At 41.8% G+C, this 14,964-nt stretch carries 13 protein-coding genes; 4 read left to right on the top strand and 9 right to left on the bottom strand.

Annotated elements, in window-relative coordinates; translation table 11 throughout:
* The coding region (locus C228_RS14040; RefSeq protein WP_018651449.1) for a YadA family autotransporter adhesin at positions 1-2,118 on the top strand (2,118 nt) is incomplete at its 5' end.
* A gap of 158 nt (positions 2,119-2,276) precedes the next feature.
* On the opposite strand, the gene lolE is transcribed toward C228_RS14040, so the two are convergent.
* The 9 genes from lolE to prfA form a co-directional block, all read right to left on the bottom strand.
* Positions 2,277-3,527: a lipoprotein-releasing ABC transporter permease subunit LolE gene (gene lolE / locus C228_RS0104225; RefSeq protein ID WP_018651448.1), complete on the bottom strand. Its 1,251-nt coding sequence runs from the start codon at positions 3,525-3,527 to the stop codon at positions 2,277-2,279.
* Complete coding sequence (lolD, locus tag C228_RS0104220) at positions 3,527-4,207, bottom strand: lipoprotein-releasing ABC transporter ATP-binding protein LolD (protein ID WP_005620377.1); 681 nt, start codon at positions 4,205-4,207, stop codon at positions 3,527-3,529. Before lolD ends, lolE begins: the two co-directional genes overlap by 1 nt.
* A gap of 207 nt (positions 4,208-4,414) precedes the next feature.
* The gene (locus tag C228_RS0104215) at positions 4,415-5,587 is read right to left on the bottom strand and encodes a lipoprotein-releasing ABC transporter permease subunit (RefSeq protein ID WP_018651446.1); all 1,173 of its coding nucleotides are present in this window, start codon (positions 5,585-5,587) and stop codon (positions 4,415-4,417) included.
* Positions 5,588-5,716: 129 nt separating this feature from the next.
* Positions 5,717-6,667 carry a 2-hydroxyacid dehydrogenase gene (locus C228_RS0104210; RefSeq protein ID WP_018651445.1) on the bottom strand — a complete coding sequence of 317 codons (951 nt, stop codon included), beginning with the start codon at positions 6,665-6,667 and terminating at the stop codon, positions 5,717-5,719.
* 56 nt (positions 6,668-6,723) lie between these two features.
* Positions 6,724-7,578: a 3-deoxy-8-phosphooctulonate synthase gene (gene kdsA, locus C228_RS0104205; RefSeq protein ID WP_018651444.1), complete on the bottom strand. Its 855-nt coding sequence runs from the start codon at positions 7,576-7,578 to the stop codon at positions 6,724-6,726.
* 84 nt (positions 7,579-7,662) lie between these two features.
* A complete protein-coding gene (locus C228_RS0104200) occupies positions 7,663-8,529 on the bottom strand; it encodes a SirB1 family protein (protein ID WP_018651443.1) in 867 nt (288 codons plus the stop codon).
* Positions 8,529-9,401: a peptide chain release factor N(5)-glutamine methyltransferase gene (prmC, locus tag C228_RS0104195; protein ID WP_018651442.1), complete on the bottom strand. Its 873-nt coding sequence runs from the start codon at positions 9,399-9,401 to the stop codon at positions 8,529-8,531. The genes C228_RS0104200 and prmC overlap by 1 nt, the downstream gene beginning before the upstream one ends.
* Positions 9,402-9,461: 60 nt before the next feature.
* Positions 9,462-9,992, bottom strand: coding sequence for a hypothetical protein (locus tag C228_RS0104190; protein ID WP_018651441.1), 531 nt, complete (start codon positions 9,990-9,992; stop codon positions 9,462-9,464).
* A gap of 62 nt (positions 9,993-10,054) precedes the next feature.
* Complete coding sequence (prfA, locus tag C228_RS0104185) at positions 10,055-11,137, bottom strand: peptide chain release factor 1 (RefSeq protein ID WP_015674540.1); 1,083 nt, start codon at positions 11,135-11,137, stop codon at positions 10,055-10,057.
* Positions 11,138-11,298: 161 nt separating this feature from the next.
* Here prfA and dnaA point away from each other — a divergent pair, with 161 nt between their 5' ends.
* Genes dnaA through recF form a run of 3 tightly spaced genes read left to right on the top strand, consistent with a single transcriptional unit; the run spans position 11,299 to position 14,915 of the window.
* Positions 11,299-12,654: a chromosomal replication initiator protein DnaA gene (gene dnaA / locus C228_RS0104180; protein ID WP_026313186.1), complete on the top strand. Its 1,356-nt coding sequence runs from the start codon at positions 11,299-11,301 to the stop codon at positions 12,652-12,654.
* 16 nt (positions 12,655-12,670) lie between these two features.
* On the top strand, positions 12,671-13,774 hold the full coding sequence (gene dnaN, locus C228_RS0104175; protein ID WP_018651439.1) for a DNA polymerase III subunit beta: 1,104 nt from the start codon (positions 12,671-12,673) through the stop codon (positions 13,772-13,774).
* A gap of 58 nt (positions 13,775-13,832) precedes the next feature.
* Positions 13,833-14,915 (top strand): DNA replication/repair protein RecF, encoded by a 1,083-nt coding sequence (gene recF / locus C228_RS0104170; RefSeq protein WP_018651438.1) that lies wholly within the window; start codon positions 13,833-13,835, stop codon positions 14,913-14,915.
* The last annotated feature ends 49 nt before the right edge of the window (positions 14,916-14,964 follow it).

Below are 14,964 nucleotides of genomic sequence, written 5' to 3'. Positions count from 1 at the left end.
CTCAATAACGTATCTTGGACAATCCAAGGCAACGGTGTTGAAAAAGATAAAGTAACGGCAGGCAACCAAGTTAACTTTGTGAATGGTACTGGTACAACCGCAGAGGTAAATTCTGACGGTACGAAAACTAATGTTACGTTCAACGTAAACAAATCAGGTTTAACTGTGAATAACGGTAAAGTAACGGCAGATAAAAATGGTGATACATTTGCAACAGCAGAAGATGTAGCAAAAGCGATTACAGACTCAGAGCTAACTTCAACGGTCGTATCGGGTAATCAAAACTTAAACGTAACATCGAGCACGCAAGGTAATAACACCGAGTTTAAAGTCACATTATCAAACAATCTTGACCTAACGGATAAAGGCAGCGTGAAGATTGGTAACACAACGCTAAACAACGATGGTTTAACTGTAGGTAATACTTCAGTGACAGCGGATGGCGTGAAAGTGGGTAATGTAACCATTAACAATGACGGAATTGATGCCGGCGGTAATAAGATTACCAATGTTGCAAACGGTACTAATGCAACCGATGCAGTAAACGTATCACAATTAGATGCGAAAACAGCCGCGGCGAAAACCGAGTTAGCAAACGGTAATACCACGACCGTTACACCAACAACAGGTGATAATGGCCAAACCATTTACACCGTTGAGGTAAACAAAGCACCAGTAACGATTAACAGTACAACCGGTGTAGCGGAAACTTCAGCAGCAGGTGATAAAGCGAATAATAGCTTTGCAACTGTAGGTGATGTGGTAAATGCCCTCAACAACGTATCTTGGACAATCCAAGGCAACGGTGTTGAAAAAGATAAAGTAACGGCAGGCAACCAAGTTAACTTTGTGAATGGTAATGGTACAACTGCACAAGTGACAGCAAATGATGCTGGCACACAAACTAACGTGACATTTAACGTAAATACCACGACGGCTACGATTACTGACGGTAAAGCAAAAGTAGCAAATGGTGATGCATACTTAAATGCAACAACGGTGGCTGATCTTGTGAATAACACGAGTTGGTCGATTAATGCAGGTACTGTAGCCGGTTCAAATGGTAGAAGTGATTATGTTGCGAATAGCAATAGTTCAATTTCTGCCGGTGAGAAAGTTAATTACCAAGCCGGTCAAAATATTGTCATTGGCGGTGAAGGTAAGAATGTGGTTATTGCTACGAATTCGAATGCAAGTTTTGATTCAGTAGCGGTGAAAAATCAAGTGACTGTCGGTGATACTACGATCAATAACGAAGGCGTGAGCATTAATCGTGGCCCTAGTATGACGAAATCAGGTATCGATGCTGCAGGTACGAAGATTGCTAACCTAGCAGACGGTTTAGTTTCTGCGGATAGCAAAGAGGCTGTGAACGGTAGTCAGTTATATGCAACTAACCAAAATGTGACGAATTTAACCAATGAAGTTGCAAAAGGTTGGAATATCGAAGCGTTGACTGTTGAAGGCTCTACAGGTTCAGTGACTACGACGGGTAAATCGAATGTTGCGATGGGTAATACTGTTACGGTAAGAGCAGGTAACAATATTAATCTTGCGAAGAAAGGCAATGAAATTGCAATTGCGACTTCAGATAAGCCAACCTTTAATACGGTATCAACCAATAACGTTGTTCTGAAAGATAACAACGGTAAGGATGTGGCAAATATCAATGCTGTAACTGGTGAAGATGGTGTAAGTGAAGTATCTATTGCAGGTAATAACGTTACTCAGGCGGACGGCTCAGTAAGTAATGCTAGTCGTATTACCAATGTTGCGGCAGGTAAGAAAGATAACGATGCTGTAAACGTAGCGCAATTAAAAGGTGCGGTGAACAACATCAACAATAGTATCAATGCAGTGAATAACAAAGTTGATAAGGTTGATCGAAACTTACGTGCAGGTATTGCAGGTGCAATGGCAGCGGGTAACTTATACCATGTAACTATCCCTGGTAAGTCTATGGTAGCTGCCGGTGTGGGTACTTACAAAGGTCAAAGTGCGGTAGCGGTAGGTTATTCACGTTTATCGGATAACGGTAAGATTGGTGTGAAATTCTCTGTAAACACTAATACACGTGGTGACTCCGGTGCAGCGGCAAGTGTAGGTTATCAGTGGTAATCACTAACTTGTAGCAAGCAATAATAAAAACCTCAGTTCGAAAGAACTGAGGTTTTTTTATGAGGAAAATGTGCAAAAAATCAGTGAAATTTGACCGCTTGTCAGGTCATCGGAAAACAAAAAAGCACGAGCTAAACTCGTGCTTTGTCATATCAAAGTTAATGACCGCTTAATACTTTCGCCGGTTCTAATTTTGCCGCTCGGGTTGCCGGATAGAGGCTGGCGAATAGACTTAACACAATGGTTGCAATTAGCACATAAGCGACATCTTGCCAATGTAATTCGCTTGGTAGGAAATCTACGAAGTAAACGCCGTCTGATAGCAGCTTGATACTGAAAAATCCTTCGATTGCTTTAATCATTACGGTTAAATTCAGCGACAGTATCACGCCGAGTATAATCCCAGCCAACGCCCCTTTCATACCGGACAATAAACCGTACCATAGAAAAATACGTTTGATAAAACTATTATTGGCGCCAAGTGTGCGCATAATCGCAATATCACCTTGCTTATCTTTTACCGCCATTATCAGCGTAGAAATAATATTAAAACACGCCACGCCAATTACTAAAACCATCGCAATATACATCACGGTACGAACCAGCTGAATATCGTTATACATATAACCGAATTTTTCTATCCAAGTGTTGAGATACAGCGGTTGATTAAAGTTAGCGAGTTCCGGCATCTGCAGTTCTTGTACTTTGAACGGTGTTTTTAATGCCAACTCAATGCCCGAATATTCATTCGGTTGATATTCCAATAACTCTTGGGCTTTTTCAATCGGTAATAATGCATAGCTATGGTCAAGTTGCCCTTCCAGTTTCAGTACGCCGGTTACCGGTAGGCTGAAACGTAACGGTTGAGCTAATTTGCCGTCCTCGGTCGGTTGTGGCAATAATAGCGTGACTTCATCACCTGCGGTCACTTCCAAATCTTTAGCAATACCGGCACCAAGAATCAAACCGCCTTGTTGATGGAAAGCCTGCCATTGCTCACTCGGAATATAATGGCTAAGCGAACTGACTTTATCTTGCTTAACCGGATCAACGCCTCGAACCTGAGCAATCTTCAGTTGTGTACCGTTTTCGATCAAGCCGGTAAAGCTAACGAAAGGCGAAGAAGCGGTCACATTCGGATTGCTATTTGCAAGATTTTCCAGTTTTTTGCCCGCTTGTATCGGGGCGTTTTCATTACCATGATAGGAATACAGCTCGGCGTGCGGAACAACGGAAAGCACTCGCTGATTTAGCTCTCGCTCGAAGCCATTCATCGCACTTAAGCCGATAATTAATACCGCCACACCAAGTGCAATGCCGATACTGGAAAATAGTGAGATCAAGGAGACCAACCGATTTTTTTGTTTGCCTCGTTGATAACGCCAGCTAATAAAAAAGGGGGTATTCATTAATCTGCCTCGCTTAATACACCATCTCGCATCACAAAGCGACGAGCTAATTTATTTGCCAAATTTAGGTCGTGAGTAACTAACAAAAATGCGATATTTTGCTCGGCATTCAGTTGTTTGATCAGATCAAAAATACTTTCGGTGGTTTTTTGGTCGAGGTTACCGGTCGGTTCATCAGCTAACACGAGCGCCGGATTATTGACTAACGCACGGGCAATCGCCACACGTTGGCGTTCGCCACCGGAAAGAGCCGAAGGACGATGGGTAATTCGGTGCGATAATCCGACCGCTTGTAGCATTTTTTCGGCACGATCGCGTGCTTCGCTTTTGTTTTGATTACCGATTAGCATTGGCATCATCACGTTTTCAAGCGCAGTAAAATCTGCCATTAAGTGATGGAATTGGTAAACGAAACCGAGATTTTGGTTACGCAGTTGCGCCAGTTTATTCGCACTTAATTTTTGCAGCGATTGTTGTTTGATCCAAACTTCACCCGAACTCGGTTGATCTAAACCGCCAAGCGTGTGCAATAGAGTGCTTTTGCCTGAACCGGATGAGCCGACAATTGCGACTAATTCACCGCTATTCATCGAAAATGAAACGTCTTTGAGGACTTGCACCTTTTGGTTGCCCTCATCATAAAATTTGCTGATATTTTCACAGCGCAGTAATTCGATCATATTGTTTTTATCTTCATTTAAGTGGAAATATTTAGAACCACGGAACACACTCAATACACAGAAATTTTTTCCGTACTATCCTAGTATTCCGTAGTTAATAGTATTTATATCCCAATCCGAGGTTTCTCCTGTAAACCACAGAACACACGGAATACTCAGAAATCATTGAATTTTTTTCCGTGTTATCTGTGTATTCCGTGGTTGAAATTATTCATATCTCAATGCTTGAGCCGGTTCGATTTTTGCTGCACGGTATGCCGGATAAAGGGTACAAACCAATGACAACACAATCGAAGTCACGAGAATGGTTGCCACCTGCATTGGCGAAATCAGTGTCGGTAGATGAATATTCGGATTGAGTAACACCACAATCTCATCCAAATTGAGCGCGATAACCGTACCAATAATACCGCCTAAAATCGAACCGATTACTCCGACAATCACACCTTGGAAAATAAAAATTTGTGTTACTTGTCGTTTAGTTAAACCTTGGGTTTGTAAGATGGCGATTTCACCTTGTTTGTCCACCACCATCAGACTGAGTGAAGTCACGATATTGGAAATTGCCACGATAATGATCAGGCTGATCAATAAACCCATCATATTTTTTTCCATACGAACCGCTTGGAAAAATTCGCCTTTTTGTTCACGCCAGTCACTAATTTTGTAGCTATTTGTATCGAAATATTGGCTAAGTTCGGTAACTTGAAACGGATCTTGCAAATATAGACGCATACCTTGCACTTGGTCTTCGGTGATCCGCAATAAACGCCCAACGTCGGCAAGGTTGGCGAAAAGGGTATATTCGCTCGCTTCATTGTTGCTGTGATAAATCCCAACCACGTTAAAGAGACGCTGCACCGGCACACGCCCCATCGGCGTATATTGGCTGTTTTCAGTAATCATCAAGCGGATCTTTTCGCCAGTGCCAATATTTAACTTGTTAGCAAGACGTGAGCCGATCAACACGTTAAATTCACCTTGTGGCAGTAGTGCTTTGACATCTTCACCAATCAACATTGGATCATCGTTTTCATTTTCAACGCCGAGTAATTGACCGGCGTTGATTCCTTGCTGGCTTTGGATAATTACATTCGCTTTATTAATCGCTACGCTTTTACTTGCAAATGCCGGTAAGTTAAGTGATTGATTTTTATAGAAATATCCGTCTTGCGGTAACACAATGGCGTGCGGAAGTGTAGAAAGCAAATTACGCTTTTGCATATTCTCCAAGCCATTCATTACCGACAGCACGATCACTAATGCCATCACGCCAAGTACGATCCCAAAACTTGCCAAGTTGGTCACTAAGCGTCCAAACCGGTCAGCACTTTTAGAACGCCAATAGCGAAAGGCAATAAAAAGAGTTGTTAAATTCATAGTTTATATTGTTAGCCATTTATACCTAATACTTAAAAAGCAAGCGGTCAAATTTACCGAATTTTTTGCAAATTTTCGCTAATTTTAAACCGCTTGTATCTTTTAGGAATCAGGCTATTTCGTGGAATATTATTTTCCGTTGAGCACAAATTCTTCCATATTCTGCGTCACTTTATTTACTAAAGTAGTGACTGCCGAATCGCTTGCCCACGCAACGTGCGGGGTAATTAATAAATTCGGTAAGCGTTTTGCCGCCTGCATTAACGGATTGTCTTTTTCCGGTGGCTCTTTGGCTAATACGTCCAACGCTGCTCCGGCAATCTTGCCGCTCTCTAAAGCATCTAATAATGCAGCTTCATCCACTAACGGACCTCTGCCAGTATTAATTAAATAGGCGGTCGGTTTCATTAATGCCAAGGTTTCGGCATTAATCAGGTTTTGAGTTGAATCGGTGAGTGGGCAATGTAATGAAATAACATCCGCTTGCTTGAATACTTCTTCAAAAGCGGTATAACCTTCACGAATTTCAGTTGCACCTTTGTGTTCTGCAAAAATTACCTTCATTCCGACCGCTTGTGCTAAGCGGGCAACTTCCGAACCGGTATTACCTTTGCCGAAAATACCTAAGGTTGAGCCTCGAATATCGGTTACCGGATAATCGACATAACAGAACTGCCCACACGTTGCCCAACGATCCGAGGTAATTTGATCTCGGTGATAACCGATTAAGCTGTGTTTCAGCGCAAAAATCATGCCTAAAACGTGTTCCGGCACCGCTGTGGTGGAATAGCCGGTGACGTTTTTTACTGCGATCCCTAATTCTTTCGCCGCGACTAAATCAACATTATTGGTACCGGTGGCGGTAATTGCGATTAATTTCAGTTTCGGTAATTGAGCCAGTAATTCTCTGCCGAGTAATACTTTGCTGGTGACGATAATATCGGCATCTTTAGCACGCTCCAAGGTTTGTGAGGCATCGGTACTGTTGTATTCCGTCCAAGTATGAGGAAAGGAAGGGCGAGGGATTTCGTGGGTGGGTACACCGGTTTTATCCAGAAAAACGATATTAAACACTGTCATGGAAGGCTCCTTAAATTTTTACCACGAGAAGTGATGACTCCCCGTGGTAATAGGCATTAGTTTGACGTATCAATTTCTTCGAATGATTTAACTAAATCATCAATCGCTTTCATTTGGCTAACGAATGCTTCTAATTTTGATAACGGTAAGGCTGACGGACCGTCACATTTTGCACTGTTCGGATCCGGATGCGCTTCAAGGAATAAACCGGCTAAACCGATCGCCATACCGCTGCGAGCCAATTCGGTTACTTGAGCACGGCGACCGCCTGATGCTGCACCGAACGGATCACGGCATTGTAATGAGTGAGTCACGTCAAAAATTACTGGACAGCCTTTCGATACTTTTTTCATAATGTTAAAGCCGAGCATATCCACCACTAAATTATCGTAGCCAAAGTTGGTGCCACGATCGCAAAGAATCACGTTTTCATTACCGCATTCCGCAATTTTCTCTACGATATTACCCATTTGACCCGGGCTTAAGAATTGTGGTTTTTTCACGTTAATCACCGCACCGGTACGCGCCATTGCTTCGACTAAATCCGTTTGGCGAGCTAAGAACGCCGGTAACTGGATAATATCCACCACTTCCGCTACCGGTTTGCATTGATAAATTTCGTGCACGTCAGTAATGATATTTACACCGAATGTATCTTTTAATTCTTGGAAGATTTTTAAACCTTCTTCCATACCCGGTCCACGGTAAGAGTGAATTGATGAGCGGTTCGCCTTATCGAAAGAAGCTTTAAATACATAAGGCACACCAAGTTTGTTGGTCACTTCTACGTAATTTTCACAGATACGCATTGCCATATCGCGGCTTTCTAATACGTTCATACCGCCGAATAAAGTAAACGGCTTGTCATTCGCCACTTCAATCTTGCCGACTTTTACGATTTTATTGTTCATGTTCTATTTCCTTAATCCAAAAGGATTTTAAGTAAGTTAAAGGATTTTATGTTGATGTTCTTGCTACAAAAAAGCGATCTGGGATTAATGTAATCTACTTTCTTTGCTTTTTTGCTCTAAACCTTTCATTTCGAGTTTGAGCATTACGGCGGAAGGATCTTCCGGACATTGATCGATAAAATAACTGAGATCTTCATATGCCGCTTGGTAGCAATCCATACTCGCTAGCACCATTCCCCGATCACGAATTTCATACGGATCTTCCGGACTGAACGCAAGGCGGTATTCAATTACGCGTAAGGTTTCTTCGTATTTTTTCTCACGCGTCAGCGCCATTTTAAAGACAGTTTCTACTCGTTCAAGTAATTCGTTCGGCTGAGCTTTACGCAGTAAATCCGGTGATAATTCAACGCCATAACCGACTTCGCCTTCAAGCCATTTAATCAAGAGTTCCATCGGTAAGAAACTACCGTCCCAAGGGTTAATAAAACGTACTGTGGTTTTACCTTTTTCATCTTTCATTTCGGCACGTAAGATTAATTGGGTTGGGAAGTTTACTGGATAAAGCGGTAAATCAAGCGCTGCCGCTAAATATAACACAATCGCGCCAACAGAAACCGGCATACCTTGATGACGACGAATCACTCGGTTAAGTAATAAATTATCCGTATGGAAATAACCCTCATAATCACAGTTAAATTTCCATTCTTGATAGACGAGATCAAGTAATTGTTGAATGCGTTCGGCATCTGATGTGGCATTTACTTGATAACGGGCCTTTTTTACTAGTGCAGACATTAAACCTAATACTTGCGGCTCACTCAAAGAATCATCAATCAGTAACGTTAGACGAACCATTTCTCGGTATAGATATTTTTGCAATTCGCTACGACTAATTTCTATTTTCGGATCTTCCAATTCTTTGAGTAATTCTTGAATAATATCGTCCATTATTTTGCCTTTCTTACTGCTTTCGTCAGGCGGTCATTACCGCCATAATCTTGGAATGAGGCTATTTCATCCCATTGATATTGGTGAAAAATTTGTTGAACCGATTGAGCCTGCTGCCAACCGTGTTCCAGCATTAATGCCCCGTTATTGGCTAAATAAAGTGGTGCATTTTGAATAATTTTTTGCAAATCGTTCAAACCATTTTCTTCGGCAACCAGTGCGGAGAGTGGTTCAAAACGTACATCGCCGTATTTCAGATTTTCATCTTGTTTATCAATATAAGGCGGATTGCTAACAATAAGATCAAATTGCTGATTTTCAAGAGCGGAAAACCAATCGCTTTGTAAAAAGGTTACGTTTTGAAAACCTAAATTTTGTCGATTGGTTTCGGCAAGCGCAACCGCTTCCGGCTTAAAATCCACGCCGATGATTTGGGCTTTATCTCCAAGTTCGGAAGCCAGTGCTAAGGCGATTGCACCAGTGCCGGTGCCTAAATCTAAAATTTGCAAAGTTTTTTGGATTTCTAACCGCTTGTAAGCCCATTCTAATGCGACTTCAACCAAGCGTTCCGTATCCGGTCGAGGGATTAACGTATGCGGCGAAACTTTTAATGGCAACGACCAAAATTCTTTTTCACCTAAAATATACGCCATTGGTTCGCCTTGTAAGCGGCGAGTAAGCAACGCTTCCAATTGAGACATTTCAGTTTGGCTTAGTTTGCTCTCACCAAAAGCAAAAATTGCAGATTTTGAGCGTTTTGTGACCGCTTGTAACAGTATGTTTGCATCCGTTTTAGGATGAAGATAGGGATCTTGAGCTAAATTTGCTTGTAACACATTTACTGCATAAGCGAGCCATTCGGTATAAGTCATTAGAACCTTTTATCAGATTATTATAGGGCAGAGAGCCTTCTGCCCCTGTCAATGATGAGTTTAGTTTGTCGGGCGGACACAGTGACCTGTACGCGCGGTGTTTCCGACTTTTTGTTGAATAGTAAACGAATTCTGAGCAAAGTTACTTACCGCTAAATTAATCGGGTTGCTCTTTTTCGTCATCTGCTTACTCAGTGCATTGTAGTATTGTTGTTCAGAGCTGTTTAACTCTTGATCCATTTTCAATGCTTGCTGAATTTCATCTGTATGTGCGCGGGTTACGCTACCTTGAGTAAATTTATACATCAGGGTGTGGTTAGCATAGCTCCAAGTACCGTTACGGTTAATATCATAGCTGAAAATCGGATTATCGTTCGGTAACACCATTTTGCCTAAATAGGTCGCTTTACCGTCTTGGCTAAGCTTCACTTTATTACTTGTCGCAATACTGCCGCCGTCCATACGGCATTCCCATTTACCGATAAAGCTTTGAGTTGTCGCTTCACGGCTCGCTGATGGCGCATTATTGGTTGTGTAAGTGGTACAGGCGCTTAAGAGTGCAACCGCAGTTACTAAGAAAATTTTATTCATAATTGCTTTCCAGAAAGTAAGAGTAAAAGATAGAAGGTGGTTAGCCCCACCTTCTATCCAAATTAAGCGTTATCAGAAAGCGCAGCTAACTGATCCGCTTGGTATTCGGTAATAATCGGCTGAATTAATTCGTCAATTTTACCATTCATCACTTCATCTAAACGATAAACGGTGAGATTGATACGGTGATCGGTAACACGACCTTGTGGGTAGTTGTAGGTACGAATCTTATCCGAACGGTCGCCCGAACCAAGTAAGTTACGGCGAGTATCCGCTTGTTCCGCCGCTTGGCGTTCTTGTTCAACCTGAACGATACGAGAAGCTAATACCGCAAGTGCTTTCGCTTTGTTTTTGTGTTGTGAACGTTCGTCTTGGCACTCTACTACGATACCGGTCGGAATATGGGTAATACGTACCGCAGAGTCGGTGGTATTAACGTGCTGACCGCCGGCACCTGATGAGCGATAAGTATCGATACGTAAATCAGCTGGGTTAATTTCCGGCATTTCGGATTCCGGTAATTCCGGCATTACCGCAACGGTACACGCAGAGGTGTGAATACGACCTTGCGATTCAGTTTTCGGCACACGTTGTACACGGTGACCGCCCGATTCAAATTTAAGCTGACCGTATACGCCTTCACCGCTAATTTTAACGATAATTTCTTTATATCCGCCTTGTTCGCTTTCGTTGGCAGACATTTCTTCGATTCTCCAGCGTTTGCTTTCGCAATAACGGCTGTACATACGGTATAAATCGCCGGCGAAAATACCCGCTTCATCACCACCGGTACCGGCGCGAATCTCTAAGAATGCGTTGTATTCGTCATTTGGATCTTTCGGCAGTAATAGAATTTGTAAGTGTTGCTCCAGATTTTCGATCTCGGCTTTATTTTCCGCAATTTCTTCCGCCGCCATATCTTTCATATCCGGATCGTCAAGTAAGATCTGCGCTTCTTCAATATCGTTGTTTAATTTTTTCCAACGATTGAAGGTGGTTACCACTTCTTCAAGTTGTGAATATTCTTTTGAATAAGCACGGAATTTGTCTTGATCGTTAATCACGGAAGGATCGCCTAATAAGGCTTGTAATTCCTCATGGCGTTCGCTCAGGCTTTCTAATTTGTTGATAATAGATTCTTTCATTGCTTTTGTTTAATAAATGATGGACAGAATATAGAAAAAATTATAGCGGAATTTTGGACAAATTGCTTGTATAAAAATCTAGAGTGATTTTTTCTTGAAAATTTACAAGATTTCCACAGGATTTTAAGGTATTATTGACAATTCATTTTAACTTTAATTCCTTGGAGCAAATCGTGTCTTCCCTTTGGTCTGATTGTCTTAATCACTTACAAACGAAAGTATCGCCGACTGATTACAGCACTTGGTTACGCCCTTTGCAGGCAAGTTTTGCAAACGGGGAACTCACTCTTTATGCTCAAAACCAATTTGTGGAAAATTGGGTAAAAGATAAATTTTTGGTGGAAATCGTCGATCTTGCTCGTTTTTTATCCAAAAATGATAATTTAGCGGTTTCAATTCGGGTCGGTATTAAACCGGCGGAACATAAACCGACTTTAGCCAGTACGACAAGCACCGATTTAAAAGAAGAAACACAAGAAGTTGTGAAGAATTTTAGAACTGGTTTAAACGAATCGCTGACGTTTGAAAATTTCGTACAAGGTAAATCCAACCAATTAGCTAAAGCCGTTGCTCAACAAGTGGCGGATAATCCGGGTGAAAGTCACTGTAATCCGTTCTCGCTTTATGGTGGTACCGGTTTGGGTAAAACGCACTTATTACATGCGGTAGGTAATGAAATCCTAAAACGTAACCCACAAGCGAGAGTGGTCTATATTCACTCCGAGCGTTTTGTGCAAGATATGGTCAAAGCATTGAAGGGCAATACGATTGAGAATTTTAAGAAATTCTATCGTTCGCTTGATGTGCTGATGATTGATGATATTCAATTTTTTGCTAATAAAGAAGCCTCACAAGAAGAGTTTTTCCACACATTTAATTCATTATTCGAGCGTAATAAACAGATTATTTTAGCTTCGGATAACTTCCCGAAAAATATTGAGAATATCGAAGAACGAATTAAATCTCGACTCAGCTGGGGGGTAAGTACCGCAATTGAACCGCCTGAATTGGAAACCCGAGTGGCGATTCTGATGAAAAAAGCGGAAGAACGTAGGGTAGAGCTGCCGGAAGAGGTGGCATTTTTCATCGGGCAGAAATTACGTACTAATGTACGTGAGTTAGAAGGTGCATTAAACCGAGTGATTGCGTGGCGTAATTTTACTAAGCGTCAAATAACGATTGATGCGGTGCGTGAAGCTTTAAAAGATCTGATCGCTTCTTACGATCACTTAATTACAATTGAAAATATTCAAAAAACGGTTGCCGAATATTACAATATTAAAATGTCTGACTTAAAGTCAAAGAGCCGTACCCGTTCGGTTGCTCGTCCTCGTCAAATGGCAATGGCATTGGCAAAAGAATTAACCAATCACAGCTTACCGGAAATCGGTCGAGAATTTGGCGGACGTGATCACACTACCGTGATGCACGCTTGTAAAACGATTAATGAATTACGTGATACTGATAGCGGTATTCAAGAAGATTATACCAACTTAACCAGAAAATTATCGTCATAGGCGATAAGGGATTATTATGCAATTTACGATAACCAGAGAACAGTTACTTAAGCCTTTACAACAGGTCTGTGGCGTATTAAGCAATCGCCCGACTCTGCCTGTGATTAATAATATTCTGCTTGAAATAGAAGGTGACCGTTTATCATTAACCGGAACGGATTTAGAAGTGGAATTAACCACGGTGGCAACCCTTGAACAAGCGGTTGATTTTGGCGGAAAATTTACTATTCCTGCCAAGAAATTCCTCGATATTTGCCGTAGTTTGCCGGAAGATAGCAGCATTTCGGTACAATTCGAAGAAGATCGTGCCTTAGTTAGAGCGGCCCGCAGTAAATTCAATTTAGCCACATTACCGGCAAGCGATTATCCGAATTTAATGGATTGGAAGCCGGAAGTGGATTTTTCGATTGAACAATCTACCCTTGCTCGTTTGATTGATGCGACGCAATTCTCAATGGCGAACCAAGATGCTCGTTATTTCTTAAACGGTATGAAGTTCGAAACCGAAGGCAATTTATTACGTACAGTGGCAACGGACGGACATCGTCTGGCGGTTTGTACCATGGCGTTAAATCAAGAGTTATTAACTCATTCGGTAATTGTGCCTCGCAAAGCAGTATTAGAATTATCTCGCCTTGTTGCCGTGAGTGATGAAACGGTACGTTTAGAAATAGGTACCAGTAATTTACGTGTGTCAATGAACGGTGTGGTGTTTACTTCTAAACTGATTGACGGGCGTTTCCCTGACTATCGCCGTGTATTACCACGCAATGCAGATCGCATTCTAGAAGCGGAAACTGAAGTATTAAAACGTGCATTAATGCGTGCGGCAATTTTATCGAATGAAAAATTCCGTGGCGTGCGTTTAGCGTTAAGTGAAAACTTACTGAAAATTACCGCCAATAACCCAGAACAAGAAGAAGCGGAAGAAATCATTGACGTGGCGTATCAAAGCCCGGAAATGGAAGTCGGCTTTAACGTGAGTTATTTGTTAGACGTGCTGAACACCTTAAAATGTGAGCGTGTGCGTTTCAATTTGGTGGATGCAAGTTCAAGCTGCTTAATTGAAGATTGTGATAACAGTACTGCCGAATACGTTATTATGCCAATGCGTCTGTAATTCTATTTGCGGAGCTACGATTATTTCTGTGTAGCTCCGTGTTTTCCGTGGTTATTTTATGCCCCTATCTAGATTAATTATCAATAATTTCCGTAATCTCCAATCTCTTGATCTTGAACTGAGTCCAAATTTTAATTTTATCGTAGGGTGTAACGGTAGCGGTAAAACCAGTTTGCTGGAAGCGATTTTTTACTTAGGGCACGGTCGGTCATTTAAAAGTCATATCAGTAATCGAATTATTCACTACCAAGCAGAAGATTTTGTGTTGCACGGTCGTATTGATGAAGGGCAACATCAATGGTCGGTCGGGATCCAAAAAAAACGTTCGGGCGATACGCTGCTAAAAATTAACGGTGAGGATGGTAATAAAATTTCTGATTTGGCACATCTATTGCCGATGCAGGTGATTACGCCAGAAGGGCTGACGTTATTAAACGGCGGGCCAACTTTCCGCCGAGCATTTTTAGACTGGGGGCTATTCCACCAATATACCGAATTTTATAGCTGTTGGGCGAATTTAAAACGTTTACTCAAGCAACGGAATGCCGCATTGCATCAGGTACGTAGCTATACCGAATTAAAGCCGTGGGACATTGAGTTGACGAAATTAGCGAAGATTGTTAGCCAAATGCGTGCGAACTATGCGGAAGCATTACGACTGGAAATTGAGAAAACATGTCAGTTTTTTTTACCTGAATTGGAAATAGGCGTGAGTTTCCATCAAGGCTGGGAGAAAGGTGCCGATTATGCTGAGATTCTTGCTCAAGGTTTTGAGCGAGATAAAGCGATGGGCTATACCATGATTGGTCCGCAAAAAGCGGATTTTCGTTTTCGGGCGAACGGTTTACCGGTGGAAGATGTGCTTTCTCGCGGGCAGCTTAAATTACTTATGTGTGCGTTACGTTTGGCTCAGGGGGAATATTTGGTGGCGCAAAAAGATCGTCAGTGTTTATTCCTGATTGATGATTTCGCTTCCGAATTGGATCCGACTAAACGAGAACTGTTGGCGCATCGTTTACGAGAAAGCGGTTCACAAGTATTTGTCACGGCGATTACTAAAGATCAGCTAAATCAAATGCAATGGCAAGAAAGCGAGCAAGATAGGTTGTTCCAGATGCATCAAGGTATGCTAACTAAATAACAAAAGGGGATGTGTTAAACATCCCCTTTTTCATACGTTTAAATTTATT

Source organism: Actinobacillus capsulatus DSM 19761 (assembly GCF_000374285.1).
Classification (GTDB): domain Bacteria; phylum Pseudomonadota; class Gammaproteobacteria; order Enterobacterales; family Pasteurellaceae; genus Actinobacillus; species Actinobacillus capsulatus.
Note: the sequence above shows the minus strand (reverse complement) of the source record. Positions and strands in the feature narration are given on the sequence as shown.